General features: G+C 40.9%; 12 protein-coding genes. 9 read left to right on the top strand and 3 right to left on the bottom strand.

Translation table 11 applies throughout. The features are described 5' to 3' along the window. Window positions 1-764 precede the first annotated feature (764 nt). Complete coding sequence (locus NLP_RS05700; RefSeq protein WP_104905535.1) at window positions 765-1772, bottom strand: glycosyltransferase family 2 protein; 1008 nt, start codon at window positions 1770-1772, stop codon at window positions 765-767. A gap of 107 nt (window positions 1773-1879) precedes the next feature. Then, complete coding sequence (locus tag NLP_RS05695) at window positions 1880-2590, bottom strand: TVP38/TMEM64 family protein (RefSeq protein WP_104905534.1); 711 nt, start codon at window positions 2588-2590, stop codon at window positions 1880-1882. Window positions 2591-3219: 629 nt separating this feature from the next. Here NLP_RS05695 and ssuD point away from each other — a divergent pair. The 6 genes from ssuD (at window position 3220) to NLP_RS05660 (ending at window position 9142) form a co-directional block, all read left to right on the top strand. Continuing rightward, entirely contained in the window at window positions 3220-4368 is a 1149-nt protein-coding gene (gene ssuD, locus NLP_RS05690) for an FMNH2-dependent alkanesulfonate monooxygenase (RefSeq protein ID WP_104905533.1), read from the top strand. Window positions 4369-4465: 97 nt separating this feature from the next. Then, complete coding sequence (gene ssuC, locus NLP_RS05685; RefSeq protein WP_104905532.1) at window positions 4466-5293, top strand: aliphatic sulfonate ABC transporter permease SsuC; 828 nt, start codon at window positions 4466-4468, stop codon at window positions 5291-5293. 138 nt (window positions 5294-5431) lie between these two features. Next, entirely contained in the window at window positions 5432-6202 is a 771-nt protein-coding gene (locus tag NLP_RS05680) for an ATP-binding cassette domain-containing protein (RefSeq protein WP_104905531.1), read from the top strand. Window positions 6203-6672: 470 nt separating this feature from the next. Further along, window positions 6673-7620, top strand: coding sequence for a D-2-hydroxyacid dehydrogenase (locus NLP_RS05670; protein ID WP_104905530.1), 948 nt, complete (start codon window positions 6673-6675; stop codon window positions 7618-7620). Window positions 7621-7714: 94 nt separating this feature from the next. Continuing rightward, window positions 7715-8686, top strand: coding sequence for a D-2-hydroxyacid dehydrogenase (locus tag NLP_RS05665; RefSeq protein ID WP_104905529.1), 972 nt, complete (start codon window positions 7715-7717; stop codon window positions 8684-8686). Window positions 8687-8947: 261 nt separating this feature from the next. Further along, on the top strand, window positions 8948-9142 hold the full coding sequence (locus tag NLP_RS05660; protein WP_104905528.1) for a hypothetical protein: 195 nt from the start codon (window positions 8948-8950) through the stop codon (window positions 9140-9142). A gap of 407 nt (window positions 9143-9549) precedes the next feature. On the opposite strand, the gene NLP_RS05655 is transcribed toward NLP_RS05660, so the two are convergent. Next, window positions 9550-10749, bottom strand: a complete 1200-nt coding sequence (locus NLP_RS05655) for an acyl-CoA dehydrogenase family protein (RefSeq protein WP_104905527.1) — start codon at window positions 10747-10749, stop codon at window positions 9550-9552. A gap of 2414 nt (window positions 10750-13163) precedes the next feature. Here NLP_RS05655 and NLP_RS05650 point away from each other — a divergent pair. From NLP_RS05650 to NLP_RS05640, 3 genes are all read left to right on the top strand, one after another. After that, window positions 13164-16256, top strand: coding sequence for a peptidase domain-containing ABC transporter (locus NLP_RS05650; RefSeq protein ID WP_104905526.1), 3093 nt, complete (start codon window positions 13164-13166; stop codon window positions 16254-16256). Between the two features lie 119 nt (window positions 16257-16375). Next, window positions 16376-17923 (top strand): HlyD family efflux transporter periplasmic adaptor subunit, encoded by a 1548-nt coding sequence (locus NLP_RS05645; RefSeq protein WP_104905525.1) that lies wholly within the window; start codon window positions 16376-16378, stop codon window positions 17921-17923. A 114-nt stretch (window positions 17924-18037) separates the two neighbouring features. After that, window positions 18038-18826, top strand: a complete 789-nt coding sequence (locus tag NLP_RS05640) for a peptidylprolyl isomerase (protein ID WP_104905524.1) — start codon at window positions 18038-18040, stop codon at window positions 18824-18826. Window positions 18827-19001 lie beyond the last annotated feature (175 nt).

Raw genomic sequence — 19001 nt, 5'->3', positions numbered from 1 at the left:
TTAGCTCTCACTTGGACAGATAAGCCAAGATAAATCCTTGATCTAATATTTTTATGGCAAACGATTAGAACACAGACTTATCAAAGGTTTAACTGGCGAAAAAGCACAAAATTATGATAAATATCGAAACCAGTGCTAAGTAGTTAAATGTACAATCCGAAATTCACAGTAAACTAGGAATTATGACGCTTAAAAGAATCCTAAAAACGTCTTGAATGAGACAATAACTGTCTTAGCAAAGACTTCTCTACTTTTAAGGGAAAACTCAACCACACGCTATGCGAACTGATAGTTCTGAGACATCCTAAAGTCCATTTTTTTAGTTATGCTGTACAAAGTTCATCAATGGCTACTGACATTGACGAAAGTTTGATTTTGATTCAAGTGATTATTTGCCAATTAATATTAGTTGAAAACACTATTTTGTAATCAGCCATATTTTGACAGCATCAATGACCAATTAAATACGATATTTCTATCGACTTACCGTATATTGGTAGGATTATCTTTGCATAGAGCTTGGTACAATGCAAGACCTAGTACTTTTCCATGAAGCGAAAATATGTCAAAATTCTTGGCTAAGTCAATTCCAGCAACTGCGTAGGCGTAGCCCGTCGTAGACATCGCCGGAAATAGTCAGTCGCTAAAAACGAATAGACCTCTTGTACAAATGCAAAATTCGCCCTCATCCCCCAACCCCTTCTCCCAATTTTGGAGAAAAGGAACCAATTTCAAAGTCCCTCTCCCAAGCTTGGGAGAGGGATTTAGGGTGAGGGCTTTTTAGGATCTTCTAAATTATCTAGTTTGTCAAAATTACTCGTTAAGTTAGAGGATTTGCGATCAAAACCACCTACCTCTGCCAAAGTATAGAGGGGCCTGGCTTTAATTTCTTCGTAGATGCGCCCTATATATTCGCCTAAGATGCCAACACTGACTAACTGCACAGATCCGAGGAAGAAAATTGCCATCAAAATAATCGTAAACCCGGTTAAAGGCGAATGGGGGACAAAAAGACGCCAATACAAAACTAATAAAGCCATGAAGATGGCCGCTGCCGCCGCTACTAACCCTAAGTAGGTTGATAACCGCAGTGGTACTATTGAAAAGGACACTAAACCATTGATGGCAAGGGCTAAGGATTTGCTAAAAGTATATTTAACTTCCCCAGCAAAGCGGGGATTGCGCTCGAACCGAATTGCTGTTTGCTGAAAGCCAACCCAAGAACGCAGACCACGAATATAGCGGGTGCGTTCTGGCATAGAATTGAGAATATCTACGATCTGCCGATCCATTAGACAAAAATCACCAGTATCAGTAGGAATCTCTACATCTGCAAGCTTTTTGAGGATGCGATAAAAGAAATAGGCAGTAAAACGCTTAAACCATCCTTCCTTAAGGCGTTGAGTGCGTTGAGCGTAAACAACCTGATAGCCCTGTCGCCATTTTTCAACCATATCGGGAATTAGTTCTGGTGGATCTTGGAGATCGGCATCAAGGATGACGATAACTTGACCCCGGACAAAATTGAGACCAGCAGTAACTGCAATTTGATGACCAAAGTTACGAGCAAAACTCAGATAGCAGATGCGTGGGTCTTTTTGATGAAGGTCTCGCAGTAATTGTAGGGAGCGATCGCGGCTACCATCATTGATTAAAATTAGTTCGACAAGCCCATCCATCCGATTCATTACTGCACTCACTCTGCGGTATAGTTCTGGAATAATTTCTTCTTCGTTATAAATTGGAACAATGAATGAATACTTTGGTAGCATCTAGAAATATGGTTTAATTTTTGAACAGCCAAGCTAACAGACTGCTTGCGATCGTAAAGGTTTGGTTCTCAGTATACCTAGCAAGACTCAAGTCAGATTCCCATAATTTATTTATTCTTCGGGTCGACGTTATCTGAAGAATCTGATTCTTTAAGACTTTCTACAGCTTTTTTGGGAAAAGTCCGACGATGGCGATACCAAGTAGACCCTGCTACCAGCGTTCCAGTTAAACCTAATGCAAGTATTAGCGGCAAAAAATCGCCTGTATTCACCGCCTTCAGACCAGAACTACCCAATAGTACAAAAGGTAAGACGCTGGGAACAGTACCAAGTGTTGTACCGAGAACATAATCTTTAAAACCGATCGAAGTTAGTCCAGCGACAAAGTTGACCAAACCATAGGGCATGATCGGTACCAATCGGATGGCAAACATATAAAAAAGCCCTCCACGACGCACCTCAGCATCCATAGCTTGCCAGCGTCCTGCTAATCGTTTTGCAACTGTTTGGCGTCCAATAGTCCGAGTAAAAACAAAGGCAATTATCGCTGCAATGATAGCTCCAACACTAGTCCAGACAGTACCCAGCCAAGGGCCAAAAATCGCACCTCCAGTCAAATTAAGCACCGTTGAGGGCAAAACTAACATAGTTGCCACAATATATAAAGCAATATAAATAATAGGTGCCCAGATACCAGAAGATTTCAGCAAGGCTTGGATTTGTGATGGTTCAATGCCACCAAGAAGATATACTGCTATACCAGTTGCAATGATACAACTCAGTGTGAGTAGTAAGATACCAGCTTTCAAGTTCCACACTAGAATACTCCTACTTTTTTTGTAACCCAACCTATCTTTCTTAAATTTTCCCTTTAATTCATTCTTGAAAACTTTGGTTCTGGAAACTAGTACTCTGACACATTAATTTTGATAAATTCGTAGTGTGGCCACATTGTACTAGAAGAAATACAGCAGTTTTCTTTTACATAAAGTACAAAGCTACGGGTTTTGAGGCACGAGGCAGGAAGTAGAAACTCTTTATGTCTGATACGTGAGTCTTGCACTTTGTACCTCATCTACTTAAAAACTGCTATATGTATTAGAGGAGTCGAGTCATCCGCGATCGCAACCTTTATTAAAACACAGACTAAAAAACTCCAAAGTAGCAAGGCTTCTGTCCATGAAACCAGAAGTGAACGCTTCTAAATCGCAAAAATGCTGGGTAATTGACACAAAACTTGTATTCTTTACGACAGCAATTGTTGCAACAAAAGTATCATGATTATGGGGATTGTGCGTCAAAACATCAATTTTGTAGGCAGTTTTCTTTATGAATCGTTAATCTATACTGGCGTTTTAAATAATTTCCTGTAAAATACTGACTATAAACTACGGCAATTCGGTCGAGCTACCGTATAAAATTATCCTTAATACCTTGCCTGACACAAATGCAAATTCTTTGGTTTATTCCTACTGGATCTCATGACGGACGCTATTTAGGCACAGATATTGGCTCTCGTGTTGTCACACCTGATTATTTACAACAAATTGCCCAAGCTGTGGATAATTTAGGTTACACGGGCGCATTGTTACCTACTGGGAGTTCTTGTGAAGATGCTTGGATAACTGCCGCTGCTTTCATATCTGTCACCAAGCAGATGAAATTTCTCGTAGCAATTCGTCCGGGAATTACTTCCCCAGGTGCTGCTGCACGGATGGCAGCAACATTTGACCGAATTTCTAAAGGAAGATTGTTAATTAATGTAGTCACAGGTGGAGATCCTCTGCAACTGGCTGGGGATGGCTTGCATCTTAGTCATGACGATCGCTATGATTTAACCGATGAATTTCTCACAGTTTGGCGGGGTATCGTTAGCGGGGAAACAGTCGATTTTAAAGGAAACTACCTGGATATCAAAGGTGGTAAGCTCCTATTCCCACCAGTTCAACAACCCTATCCACCTTTGTGGTTTGGTGGTTCATCTGCTGCTGCCAAGCGGGTTGCTGCTAAACATATAGATGTTTACCTGACTTGGGGCGAACCTCCACAACAAGTGGCCCAAAAGATTGCCGAAGTTAGGAAATTGGCGGCGGAACAAGGTAGAACAGTCCGTTTTGGGATTCGCTTGCATGTAATTGTGCGAGAAACCGAGTCAGCTGCTTGGGATGCTGCCAATGAGCTAATTAAGTATGTCAATGACGATGCGATCGCTAAAGCTCAGAAAGACCTTGCTAATTCTGATTCTGAAGGACAGCAGCGTATGAGTCAACTACATAGTGGTAGCCGAGAAGCCTTAGAGATTAGCCCCAACCTGTGGACAGGAATTGGATTGGTGCGGGGTGGTGCTGGTACGGCCTTAGTTGGAGATCCTGACACCGTTGCGGCTAGGATGCTGGAATATCGCAATTTGGGCATAGAAACATTCGTTTTCTCTGGATATCCCCATTTAGAAGAAGCGTATCGCACCGCTGAATTATTATTTCCCCGCCTACCGTTGCAAAGCGAACCGGCACCTTTAACGCCACCAGTTTTGAGTCCCATTGGCGATGATTTCGCTAATCAAAAATTTGGGAAACAACTAACAAGTGCTTCATGACCTAATAATTAGTAATTTGTAATTAAAGAGCAAATTACTAATTATTAGGTGATACTTCTAGATTCATCCTTTGGAACAATCTAAAATCCCAAATTCTATGACTATTACCTTTAAAAGCACCAAAAGCAAAAATAATATCTCCCTAAGCGAGGTGTTAGACAACCCGCAAATCGAGAAAATAGTTCCTTGGATTGTGCCTGTTACCGTATTAATTATTTGGGAACTTGCTTCTATAACTGGCCTACTTTCAAGCAGGATTTTGCCAGCACCTAGTGGTGTAATCGCTACAGCAATTAAACTAGGCTCAACTGGAGAAATATTCCAACATATAGGAATTAGTGCTGGACGGGCGATATCTGGTTTTATAGTTGGTGGCAGTATTGGCTTCAGTTTGGGATTACTCAATGGCTTTTCTCGTGTAGCAGAAAAGTTATTGGATAGTTCCCTGCAAATGCTCCGTACTATACCTAATTTGGCATTAATTCCGCTAGTGATTCTCTGGTTTGGTATTGGCGATCAAGCTAGATTATTTCTAGTATCTATGGGGGTATTTTTCCCGTTATATCTCAATACATTTCATGGTATCCGCAGTGTTGACCCTGGACTGATCGAAATGGGAAAAGTCTATGGATTAAAAACACCACAACTTCTGTGGCAAATCATTTTCCCAGGAGCTTTGTCTTCTATTCTCGTTGGTGTCCGTTTTTCTTTGGGGATTATGTGGTTGACATTAATTGTGGCAGAGACGATCGCAGCAGATTCTGGTCTTGGTTATATGGCAATGAATGCCCGTGAGTTTATGCAAACTGATGTTGTGGTTTTGAGTATTGTAATCTATGCACTGCTGGGTAAATTAGCAGATTCTCTTGCCAGAGGATTAGAAACAAAATTCTTGGCTTGGAACCCCAATTATCAAAAGTCCTAACTGCTAAATTCACCAGAATGAAAGGTGGAAAAATCCTATTTTAACTTTTGACTTCTATTGATTTTAAATGTGGTTTACTTTGTTGAACGTCTCATCAAATAATTCCATTCCAATTGTTCTCAAAAGGAGGTTTTGCAAATGAGTTCAAATATACAGGGTACACAATTAAGTATTTTGGATTTGACGAAAGCTTTTGGCAATAAAACTGTTTTAAACTCGCTGAATTTAGAAGTTGAAGCAGGTGAGTTTGTCGCTATTGTCGGGCGAAGTGGTTGTGGTAAGAGTACCTTATTGCGTCTGGTGTCAGGATTAGATAGAGCAACTTCAGGTGGAATACTACTGGATGGAGAACCACTGCATAAACTCAGCCGCTCTGTAACAGTGATGTTTCAAGATCCCCGCTTGCTCCCGTGGAAGCGCGTTGTTCAGAATGTGGGGTTGGGCTTAGAAGGTAATTGGCGTGAAAAAGCTTTGTGGGCACTCAATAAAGTCGGACTCAAAGATAGAGCTGATGAATGGCCTTATGTTTTGTCTGGAGGACAACGGCAAAGGGTATCATTGGCCAGAGCGTTAGTCAGTCAGCCCCGTTTGTTATTGCTAGATGAACCTTTGGGAGCATTGGATGCTCTAACTCGAATAGAGATGCAGGCTTTGATTGAAAACTTATGGCAAGAACGAAGATTTAGTGCATTTTTAGTTACTCACGATGTAGAAGAGGCTGTGGCATTGGCAGACCGAGTGATAGTGATTGAGCAAGGAAAAATTTCTATGGATTTGCCTGTGAAACTTTCACGTCCACGTGATAGAAGTAGCGAAGTGTTTATCAATATCAGAGAAGCAGTTTTAGAACGAGTAATGAGCAATGAAACTACTCAGCCAACTAATCAATTGTTACAGTTGAGTAGTTGAGATTTAGCTTTCGTTAGTTGATTAATCTAATGCTTGAGGTAGCTGCGGTAAAATAGGCTACTTCGAGATTAAAATTTACTCTTAAAAAGCAGCTATAAAAATCGAAAATTATTTATGAATACTTAAAATAACTCTCAACTCTCCTCTCTGCGGTTCTGGGTGATTTTTTCTATATTCACAAACTAGACAAAGTAAAACCTAATATTACTTGATATTGTTAAAAGTAATTTTTCAGCAAAACAACTTTATTTATTATTGGGATTTAAAATATATGGAATAGAGGAAATGGCATATAAATTTAATCATCAATATTTTGATTTAGAGTTTATGCGTTTACAGATTAAATAAAAATATCTTAATTTTTACTAAATATCATGATTTAGACTAATAAAAAAGGGCATTTAATTTTTTTAATCAAACAGAGACAATTTCTAAAAATAGCCCTGTAAATAAAGAAGAGGTAATCTACAATGAAGCTGATTTTACCGCTCGATCTCATTGCTGACATTGAGCCTCATCTACCGCCTGATACAGAGGTTGTCACGGTAGATGTTGAAGGAAATTTAGACGGCGATGCTAGCGATGCTGAAGTTTATTTCAGTTGGTTTTTATCCAGAAGTCCGATACTGCATAAAATAATAGAAGCAGCACCTGCACTATGTTGGCATCATGCACCAAATGCAGGGGTGAATCACATCCTGACACCAACTTATTTAAAAAGAGATATTATCCTCACAAATGGGGCAGGAGTGCATGGGATTCCGATCGCAGAATTTGTAATCACTTATATACTGGCTCATGCCAAGCATCTACAGGAATTATATGCTTTACAAGCAGAACGTCACTGGAAAAGAGGCTTTGCCATCCAAGAGTTGACAGATGCAACCTTGCTAATTATTGGCGCTGGTGGTATTGGTCAAGAAATCGCCGCCCGTGCTAAACCCTTTGGCTTAAGAATTATTGGCAGTCGCCGTCATCCCCAAGAGCTACCAAATTTTGATAAAGTAGTGGGTGCTGATGAATGGCGATCGCTCCTGCCAGGGGTTGATTATGTAGTTATTGCGACACCACTAACTCCAGAAACCAAAAAATTTATTGATGAATCTGTATTGCGATCGCTCCCAACTCATGCTTACCTAATTAATATTGCTCGCGGTGGCGTAATCGATGAATCAGCATTAATAAAAGCGCTTACAGAAGGTTGGATTGCAGGTGCAGCATTAGACACAGTTAACTCCGAACCATTACCACCAGAAAGTCCTTTGTGGTCACTTCCTAACATCTTTATCACACCTCATACTTCCGGTCATTCACCCAAAAGTAAACAGCGTTCAATAGCTCTATTTATCGATAATCTAAAGCGTTACCAAGCTGGTCAGCCGTTACGAAATGTAGTAGATAAAAAAGCAGGATACTAAACGATTAAAAATTAAAAATTAAAAATGAAGAGGTGCTGCCAATTGGGTTGCACAATCCAAAATCAAAATTCACAATGGAATTAGGGAGTAGCAAATTGTGAAATTAATTTTACCCGATCATCTCATTGCAGATATAGAGCCACACCTACCATCTAATATAGATGTAGTAGAGGTGGATAGTGAAGGTAATCTTGATGGTGATGCCAGTGATGCAGAGATTTATGTCAATGGATTTTACCTGAAAACCTCTACTCTTGACAAAGTACTGACAGCAGCACCCACGCTGCGTTGGCAACAGTCACCAAGTGCTGGCGTGAATCACATCCTCACGCCAACTTTTTTGCAAAAGGACATTATTCTCACCAATGGTGCAGGGGTTCATGCAATTCCAATTTCGGAATTTGTACTAGCATTTATGCTCTATCACGCCAAGAATATGCGGAAATTACAAACTTTGCAGAATGAACACACTTGGGTAAGAGGAGTGTTTCTCGAAGAGTTGGCAGACGCGACTTTATTAATTCTCGGCACAGGAAATATCGGTCAAGCGATGCCTTCGGCGGGCTACGCCAACGCATCTCGTGCTAAAGCCTTTGGAGTTACAGTTTGGGGTAGTCGCCGCCATCCCGAACCCCTACCGAATTTTGACAAAGTTGTGGGTGCTGATGAGTGGCGATCGCTCTTGCCGGCAGCAGACTATGTAGTTATTGCTACACCACTTACTCCAGAAACTAAAGGCTTGATCGATGAAGCTGCGTTGCGCTCTATGCGTCAATCTGCTTACCTAATTAATATTGCTCGTGGTGCGATCGTGGATGAAGCCGCATTACTTACCGCACTACGTGAGGGCTGGATTGCGGGTGCTGGATTAGATACGGTTGCAACCGAACCTCTGCCGCCAGAAAGTCCCCTATGGTCGCTACCGAATGCTTTTATCACACCCCATTGTTCAGCCTTGTCGCCACCCCTGAGAGAGCGCATAGCACAACTGTTTATCGACAATCTCAAACGCTATCAAACCGGTCAGCCCTTGCGGAATGTCGTAGACAAACAAGCAGGATACTGAGCAATTCAAAATTCTAAAAAATTAATTATTGCTCCTATAAGGATGCGATAGCACGTAAATATTCAGGCAGTACGATGTGTGCAAAGGGATTTGGGCAATCTCATAACCCAAAAATCAACAAGCTAGTCTTAAAGGGAGTGAGTTATTGCCAGCAACGTAGTCCAGAAGCTTCAATTAAAAGCATTTGCCTCATTATGTCGCTTGAATAAAGATAAATGATAGAGTATATAGCGATCGCTATGCGAAAAATGTAAATAAGATATGGCTGACCAAAAAGATAAAGCTCAAGAAAAAAACCGCCTTGAACAGCTTCAAGAAGAACAAGGCAACACAGATCCTAAACACTCAGGGGGTGCTGGCGCTTCTGGCGGCAACTCAGGTGCAGGCAAATCTGGCACATCAAAAGTTTCTGCCACTGGTACACCTGATGATATCGAAAAAATTGATCAGGAGTAAAGCTGACTCCGACAACGAGTCAAGGTTTAACTACGTCGGCTCTAATTAGTAACTCAACTCAACAAAGTCCTGATTATTTTAAGGGAACTGAGCATTGAGTATGAGGGAAGATTCCTTTCTCCTGTTCACTGCTCTTTGTCCCTAATCCGAATGGCACTAAGTTTAGCTCTTTATTACAGCAGAATTCAAGTATTTGAACCACATCTGTTGTAGGGGCGCAAGGCCTTACGCCCCTACCGCGTGGTCTATTTACCTGAAAATAGCTGTAAGGTGAGGCAGGAGACAGAGGGCTGTCTTGCTGGAGTTATAAAATCCTTTGACCACAAGCTTTAGAGTGCATTTTACAATATTCCCTCCTGCCTCCTGCCTGATCTTAGTGACATTCATTCCTAATCCCTAGTCTTTAATCACTTGACTTTCAGTACAGACTTCCCTAATGACTGACAAATAACATCATTCTGTGGTGTATGTATACGGCTACATAGAACGTCACGGTAGTGACGTTCTAAAGGATTCCTTTTTAATAAACCAGGATTACCAGTTAGTTCTAAGGCAATCTCCACAGCACGAATCGAGTTGGTTGTAGTGAGATATTTAACAGCCTGTGCCTGTAATCCTACCTGAGGCTGATATTCGCCCTTGTCAATATCTTGAGCCAAACTATAAATCAATCTATTATTAGCAAATAGCAGTGCTTCTATCTCACCCACGGCAGTTTGGAAGCGTGGCAGAGTTGCCAGTGGCTCTTGGAGATTAGAAGGCGATCGCTCCCAAAGATATTTAGCAAGCCAGTCTCGCGCACTAGTCGCAACACCCAGATATAAGGCACTCACTGTCAAACTGCCCCAAGTGGAAATTAGCGGATCAAAAGATGGCGCAGCAGATATAGGGTTGATACTTAGAGCATACTCTGAAGGAATTAATACATTCTCTAAAATGAGGTCGTGGCTACCTGTAGCCCTCATTCCCAGGTGATCCCAGGTTTCGACAATTTGCAAACCTGGCAGATCGTGCGGAACTAGAAAATTCCCAACTTGTGGTTTATCTTCGGTTGTCCGTGCCCAAACAACAAAATAGCTGAGGATGGGACTGCCCGTGGTGTATTGCTTATGTCCTGTTAAACGCCAGCCCTCTGCTGTTCGTTCGGCAATTGTCGCAGGCAATCCGCCTCTAGCTGGTGTTCCTAACTCTGGCTCAACACGGGCAGCATTCAGCATAGCAATGCCTTCAATTGATTCACGACACAGTCGCTTATAGACTTCTGGATGCCAGCGACGGCTACGGGCTGCATGAGCATGTTGAAGATAGTGCATTGTCAGTACTAATGCGGTCGAAGCATCGCCACGCGCTATCCCTTCAATCACCTGGCAGATAGTTGCCAACCCCAAATCCTGACCACCAAATTCATGTGGAATGGTGAGGTTGAGCAATCCTGCCTCATGCAAAGCTGTAAAATTCTCGAAGGGAAAGGAAGCATCTCTATCGTGTGCCCCTGCGCGGGTGGCAAAATCTTTGGCCAGAGCCTCAACTCGGTCGAAAATATTAGGGAGAGTTTCTAAGCCTTTGGCTACAAAGGTGTTTGGCACTGCTTGCTCCAACTGTGACATAAATACTCCTTCACAATTCACTGTACTACTAAACCAGAGATGTTTTTCAATATGGAAGCATCTTAAGTTTGCAGGAATATCAATTTTTCGCACGCCGCCAGTCTTCCCTCAATACCCAATCATCATTACACTAACTGTATTACTTCTAGCGATCCTGAAGATACTACTTAAAATCGACCGAAATTTAGTAATTAGTGATTTTTGTAAGTATGACACAAACTACTTTTATAGAGCAAGCCAAGCAAAGAATTCAGCGATCGCCCCACAACTTATATCATGTCCGGTTAAAGTAGTTATCATTAAGACCGCAGAGGAGCAGAGGTGCAGAGGGGAGGGGTTTTTGAGCTTTCTGCATAGAGAAAGGGAATCATAACGTGCGATTCGTTGAGCGGTGAATCACAGTACTCAGTCCGTAAATAGCCTCTCCAACTCACAAGAGTTGAACTCTCAGATAGATGTAGGTTTGAGTCTTTTTCAAAGCCCTGCTCAAGCGGCAAAGCGAAAAAATCTTTGTTTAGAACCAAGCACGGAGAAACAAACGTTTAAATATTCTCTGTTGACAAAAATATAAATATCCCTACATAACAGAAGGATAATTTTCTCATCAAGTAGATGTTCCAATGGATAAATATGCAGCAACGGTATTGCCGATCGCAACCAAGGTGATATTGGTTGCTTTGATAGCGGTTTCTCTGCTACTGAGGTATAACTGGACCTGATATATAAATTTTTTAACTTTGAGGATGTACCTCATCTGATTGAGAACTGTTATGGATGATTTCCTATATTTTACCAAATCTATGGTGTCACACTTTCGTCAGGGCACTGGCTCTATAACCACCATTTTTATCCATTTATTACTTTACTCGATCGCATCGCAATCTTCGGTTTTAAAAGACGAATTTGCGACTTATTGTCATTTTTTGAACTCTAGGCACATTTAAACATGACGGTTATTTCTCAACTTCTATCAAGCTGTAATATGTATTGTTGCTATGCCCTTGATGGAAAAAAAATGCTAAGATTGCCGTAGTTAACTAGTGTGTGTGCTCGATCACAACATTCATGTGTTTTACCTCACAGCTAATTCAAACAACTTAAATACCACCTTTAAGCAAACAATAGTCGCCCTTATGACTCTCATCATGTTATGCCGCCTAGCTATTTAAAGATTTAATGTATAAATAGTTGTGAAATATATTTTTTTTGTTAAAAATCATCTATTAAGTGACTTGTCAGAAAATTTACATTAAGAAACTCCTAAAATATCTAAATTTAAGAGCTAAGAGTGTAAACTAATTATGTAAATATCATGTTTGTATGTAAATATGATGTTCGCAAGTCTCTTTTAGTAACTTGCATTTATTACACTATAGGAGGTATAATACAAACGTTAAATAGCTTGCTAGATGTTCCCTTAAAGATACTAAGTAGTGCTGGGAAAAGATCCATCTTGGAATCTCCAAGCAAACTTAATCAATATTTGTTTAAGTAGAGTTTTGCTTAATTAGTAAAATACTACATTAAACAAAAATTACGATGTGCTTTTATAGCTTTATAGTTTTCTGTTTCCTGTAGCCTACTCAAAACCCTCTTTTGAGCGAGGTTGCACGATAAGAATAAGGCTGTCCCCCAGACTCGCAAAGCACTAGAGGAATATGCCAGGCACTAATTGCACATTGTGTAAATTTCTGATTAACACTACAAGGTTAGTCAGATTTGTAGTTGTGGTTTTTTTGCTGTCAGGATTTGATCACACAACTGCAATGAATTACGTTTTCACATAATTTACGACTCAATGCAATTTATAACTACAATTATGTCACACCATTTAAGTCAAGACAAGGCTGTTAAAAAGTTAGGAATGTCTGAAAAGATTCTTTTAAGAATTATTCCGAGTCAGGTCTTGTTCAAGAACATGAAATAACTTTCAGTCAGAACATTGTCCCGAACTAGAAAAAATTTCCAGATTTTGTGATTGAGAAAGAAAATACTTTGCATAGCTATTGCTGCATATAGCAAAATTATGATCCGAAAATAATTCCTCTTAATCATCACTTACAACTGCCGCTGATTGCCAAAAGGAGCTATCCATATTTGTGTAGAGTATGTTAATGCAGTTAGTTGCTCTTGAAGCCAAATGTAAGTAAATAAAGCTCTAGCTCGATATTTTGACATTTACACTAGTTATGGCCACATCAATAACTGGCTGCAACAAGTGGGTTGTCCACCCAATAAAAATACCTTGTAGTATGTAAAAGATAGATGCTTTGCTACCATGCTATTTCTCTCTAAATTTACTCTAATAAAGCTTAGAGTTTCCTCGGTGAAAATACGGGATTAAATAATATTTTTAATGAACTTTTGAATTGGATTCAGACTGATAACTAAAATTTTTTTGTGGAGATTAGAAAATGCCACCAGTGCTTTCTGAGCAAAATGTGGGTGAAAGACTTTTGTACACCTTGGGTACAAAACTTTCAGAAAAAGAATTAGATAATTTCTTGGCAGAAATGGAAATTGTGGAGCCACCATCAGCAAAGCAATTCTGGCAATCTGCACAAACGAATCCTGGTATATACATTATTCTTACAGGCAAAGTCCGACTGTTAGATAGCTCTGAGAATTTAATTACTACCTTTGGTGCATGGTCTGTTTTTGGTGAATTGACTTTGTTTCCCGAAGCTAACTTTAATCCTTATGTAGTTAGAGCTTCGACAAGCTTAAAACTTGGCTATTTCAGGCAAGAAGCATTGCAAAGCTTGATAGACAAGTATCCTAACATTCGCGATCGCCTATTCGCCCGTGCAGAACTTTGGGATTTGTTGTTGTTGTGTCGCCAAGTATCACAATTTCCACGCCATACATCACAAGTTTCAGGAATGCTCAAAGCCTTATCTTTGTTTGAGCGACACCAGTTAGACACTGGCTCTGTGAGTCCAGAAATATCCCAAGATTCACAGTTGTGGCTATTATACAAAGGTCAACTGCGGCATTCTGAAGGTCATTCTTCGACACCAGGTACAATCTTTGCTCAACCAAAACAAGGAGATTGGCAAACAACCCAACCAACGATTGCTTACATTCTGAAAAACGACCAGATGCAAACAGCACTAGAATACTTCCCAGAGTTGGGGGAGTGGGCTTTTGCCATGAGTGTCAGCAAAACGGAATCGGAGACTGAGGACTGGGGACTGACTACTAGAGAAAAAACTTTCCAATCTCCAAAATCTAAATCTAAAATTATTCCTTTTCCCCAAAGAGAGAACCAGTCACAACAACAGCCAACAAAAAAATCACCTTTTTACTTTCCCAGTCCGAAAGTACAAATGGGGCATTGGTGGAAACGTATCACCAAAAGCTATCCCTTCTATGCCCAACAAAGTGCAGCTGATTGTGGCTCTGCTTGCTTGGTGATGATTGGTAACTATTGGGGCAAACATTTTAGTATCAATCGCCTACGGGATATGACCAATGTCACTCGCAACGGTGCATCCCTAAAGGCGATGGCAGCAACAGCAGAATACCTGGGTTTTGCCACCCGTCCAGTGAAAGCTACTCTTGATAAATTAGCAGAACAACCTTTACCTGCAATTGCTCACTGGGAAGGTAAACACTTTATTGTTGTCTATGAAATTACCAAAAAGCGGGTGATTGTATGTGACCCGGCTCTTGGTCAACGCAGTCTGACAAAAGCTGAATTTCAAGCAGGTTGGACTGGTTATGCATTGTTACTGCAACCTACAGCTCTACTAAAAAGTGCTAAGGACGAAAGTAGAAGCTTCTGGAAATTTTTTGAGTTAGTCAAACCTCACTATCGAACACTGGTAGAAATTTTCATAGCTTCGATAGTAATTCAATTATTTGGGTTAGTAACGCCAGTATTTACCCAGTTGTTGCTCGACAGAGTACTTGTGCAACGTAGTGTTCCAACCTTAAACGCCATTGGTTTGGGAATGATTGTTTTTGGGTTGTTTGGTGTTGCTGTCAACGGTGTACGGCAATATCTCTTATTTCACACTGCTAACCGCATTAGTATCGCCTTACTCGTAGGCTTCATCAAACATACCTTCCGTTTACCCCTTGCTTATTTCGAGTCGCGTTTCGTTGGGGATATAATCTCGCGCATCCAAGAAAACCAGAAAATTCAGCACTTCCTAACTGGTCAGACACTCTCCATTGTGTTGGATATGCTGACATTAGTGGTTTATCTGGCTTTGATGTTCTCCTATAGCTGGCGGATGGCATTATTCGTGCTGTGTACTGTACCGCCATTTTTTATCTTGGCGCTGGCCAGCACAAGTATTTTGCGCCGCATCTCCAGAGATATTTTTAATGCAGCTAACAAAGAACAAAGCTATCTCATAGAATCCCTAAGTGGAATTCGTACTGTCCGCTCATTAGCAATTGAACAGACAGTGCGTTGGCGTTGGGAGGAACTGCTAAACGATTTAATCAAAAAAGACTTTAATGCTCAAATTATTGGCAATCGCCTACAAATTATCAGTGGCGTCATCCAAACCTTTGTAAATACTTCATTATTGTGGTACGGAGCAACCCAGGTAATTAATAACGAACTGACTATAGGACAACTAGTTGCTTTCAATATGTTGGTGGGTAACGTCTTGAGTCCTTTCCAACGGCTAGCTCTGCTGTGGAATGAATTACAGGAAATCGTGATTTCTACCGAACGGATTAATGATGTGTTGGAGGCGGAACCAGAAGAAGACTTAGCAAATAAACCTCGCAAGTCGTTGGGTAAACTCCGCGGTAACATTTGTTTTCAGAATGTTACCTTTCGTTATCACTCAGAAAGTGACACTAACGTATTAGAAAATCTCAACTTTGAAATTCAGCCGGAACAGATGGTTGCAGTCGTAGGGCGCAGCGGTTCTGGAAAAACAACTCTCAGTAAATTGATTTTGGGTTTATACCCACCGACAGATGGCAAAATACTCATTGATGGTAACGATATCACCAGTGTATCTATGCGATCGCTCCGTTCCCAAATCGGCGTTGTAGACCAAGATACTTTTCTGTTTGGTGGGACTGTTCGCGAAAACATTGCGATCGCTAATCCAAATGCTTCTTCTGAAGAAATTATCCAAGCAGCAAAATATGCCGGAGCCGATGAATTTATTCAAAAATTACCGATGGGTTACGAATCCGAAATTGGTGAAAGCGGCGGAATGCTCTCTGGTGGACAGCGCCAACGCCTAGCAATTGCTCGTGCTTTGCTCGGAAATCCTCGGTTATTACTGTTTGATGAAGCCACTAGTCACCTAGATTCAGAATCAGAACGGATTATTCAAAACAACCTCAAAACAATTCTTAAAGGACGCACAAGTGTAATTATTGCCCATCGCCTCTCTACAGTCCGCAACGCGGACTTAATCCTGGTTTTGGATCAAGGTATTTTGGTAGAAAGCGGTACCCACGACGAATTAATCGCTAAAAAAAGTCATTATTACTACCTGAATCAACAACAGATGTCTCAAGTTAGTTGATGGGGCATTGGGTAGTCTTTTTCTTCTCGACGAAATGCGCGTAGTTGCTTCCCTATAAGGGTACAATTTTGAATTGATTTCTCCTGCACTCCCCATCTACTGTTATCGGAAATAAAACCATGCCACATCCCAATAGATCGTCCCCACTTCCCCAAGATAAGCAAGATGAATATCAAGGTTACAAACAGCAAGAGGAATCGGTAGAATTTGACGAGCAGACAGAGGCAGAAAATGAAAGTCAAGATTTGTACTATGGTACAGAAAAACTACTCGATGCCTTACCTCGAATTTGGACTCGTGGTTTGTTGTATGCGCTCATCGCCTTTGCTGGTCTATTCTTACCTTGGGCAATTCTTTCAAAAGTAGATGAAACTGGTAGCGCCAGAGGGCGGATAGAACCTAAAGGCGCAACTCAAAAATTAGACGCTCAAGCAGGTGGGAGTGTCAAAGCAGTTACAGTCAAAGAAGGAGATACAGTCAGAGCCGGTCAGGTTTTACTGGAACTGGATTCTGAGTTGCTACAAACGGAACTGCAACAAGTCCAGAGCAAATTGCAAGGGTTACAAAATCGGCAATCCCAACTGGAAGTGCTGAAAAATCAACTCCTAATGTCAACTAGTCTTTTAGAACAACAAAATAAATCCCAAGAATTAGAAAAAATGGCTCAAGTTAACCAGGTGCAGCAAAACCTGGATGCCAAACTGAGTAGCTATAACCTCCAAAAGTTAGAAAAACAATCATTAGTTAAACAAGCAGAGCAGCAAATTTCTACCAGTCGCGACGATCGGAAATCGGCTGAGACCCTTTTGAGTATAGATTCTAAGCAAGTTGAACGTTATAGCAAACTCGTTCAAGATGGTGCAGTGTCTCCAACCCAAGTTGATCAACTCAAAAAAGAAGAGCAAGAAAGCAAACGACTCTATAACAGGTCTCTATCAGATATTAAACAAGCTCAATTGCGTTTAGCCCAAGAGCTAAATAATTATCAAGTAACTATCAAAACGTTGGAGTCTGATATCAAACAAGCAAAACTCCGACTGCAAGAAGAACAAAGTAGCTATAAAAGTGCCACGCAAGCCGGAGAACTAGCTGTAATGAAAAATCAGGAACAGCTAAAAGATATACAGGGACAAATAACAGCAACGCAATCAGAAATCGCTCAGACTAAAAGCCAGCTTATAGCTACAAAACTGCAAATTCAGCAGCGCGTGGTGCGATCGCCGATTAATGGGGTGATTTTTGAATTACCCACCACTAAGCCAGGAGCAGTGGTACAAGTCGGTCAAAGGATTGCCCAAATTGCACCCACAAAAACAGACTTCGTACTCAGAGCAAATATGCCTAATCAGGATAGCGGTTTCTTGAAGGTAGGAATGCCAGTAAAAGTTAAGTTTGATGCCTATCCCTTCCAAGAGTATGGCATTGTACCAGGGAAAGTTACTTGGATCTCTCCTGACTCGAAAGTTAGCCAAACACCCCAAGGAAACATCGAAACCTATGAATTAGAAATCACCTTAGACCAGCAGTATGTCCAAAATGGCAACAAACGTATTCCATTAGGTGCCGGTCAGACAGCAAATGCTGAAGTCATCATTCGTCAACGGCGAGTAATTGACTTTGTTTTAGATCCGTTCAAGAAACTGAAAAAGGGCGGTTTAGAGATGTAGTTAAAGGTATCGCACTGGAATCAGGAAATAGGACAAGCCAGGCTGGAGGAATAATCAATACCCTGTGCCCGATGCCCAATTCCCAATCCACTTAATTATTGGAGATATCGTGTTATGCCCCACAATCTGAACATTTCCACTTCAGATATCATTCACAGTCTGAAACTCTCCTGTCAGATACCTGCTGTTGTGGAAGCGATCGCATCGCAAAGTATTATTACCGAAGCAGCTCAAGCGGCAGGAATTACAGTCACACCAGAAGAACTACAGCAAGAAGGAGATGACTTACGGTTCGCCAAGAAGCTTGTTAAAGCTAAAGACACCTGGTCATGGCTAGAAAAACACCACCTGTCTGTAGATGAGTTTGAAGAATTAGCCTACAACAACATCCTTTCGCGGAAGTTAGCGAATCATCTATTTTCCAATCAACTGGAAAAGCACTTTTACGAACATCAGCTAGATTATATCGCCGCCGTTACCTACGAAGTTGTCTTCGAGGATCGAGACTTGGCTTTAGAGCTTTTTTATGCCCTAGAAGAAGGCGAAATCAATTTTCCAGATATTGCTCGTCTATATATCTCAGAATCAGAAGCCCGTCGTGCTTATGGATACAAAGGACTCCGATACCGCAAAGATTTTCGTCCAGAAATTGCAGCCGCTGTATTTGCTGCTGCACCACCAGAAGCTCTCAAACCGATAACAACTCCCAAGGGAGTGTATTTAATTTGGGTGGAAGAAGTCATTCAACCCCAATTAGATGAACAGTTGCGCCAAAAAATCATTACAGAATCCTTTTCTGATTGGTTAAAGCAACAAATCACCGCTATGAAAATAGTTACTCAAATAGACTCAGACGGTTCACAAGAGGAATTAATAGATACGTTATTCACCAAGACTAAATAATTTAGGAAATTTCAAATGTTTTTGTCGCTAAGTATCTCCCCTGACTTAGGCTAGATTTCTCTAGTCTTCAAAAATATTGCAGATACAGGTTTTGTTTGCTTAAAAACTTAATAGCTTTTCTTTTTTAGTATTTTGTAAATATATCTATAAAATGCCGCTTTTGCGTTCTTTAAAA

Source organism: Nostoc sp. 'Lobaria pulmonaria (5183) cyanobiont', assembly GCF_002949795.1.
GTDB lineage: Bacteria > Cyanobacteriota > Cyanobacteriia > Cyanobacteriales > Nostocaceae > Nostoc.
This window is presented reverse-complemented; position numbering and strand designations above follow the sequence as displayed.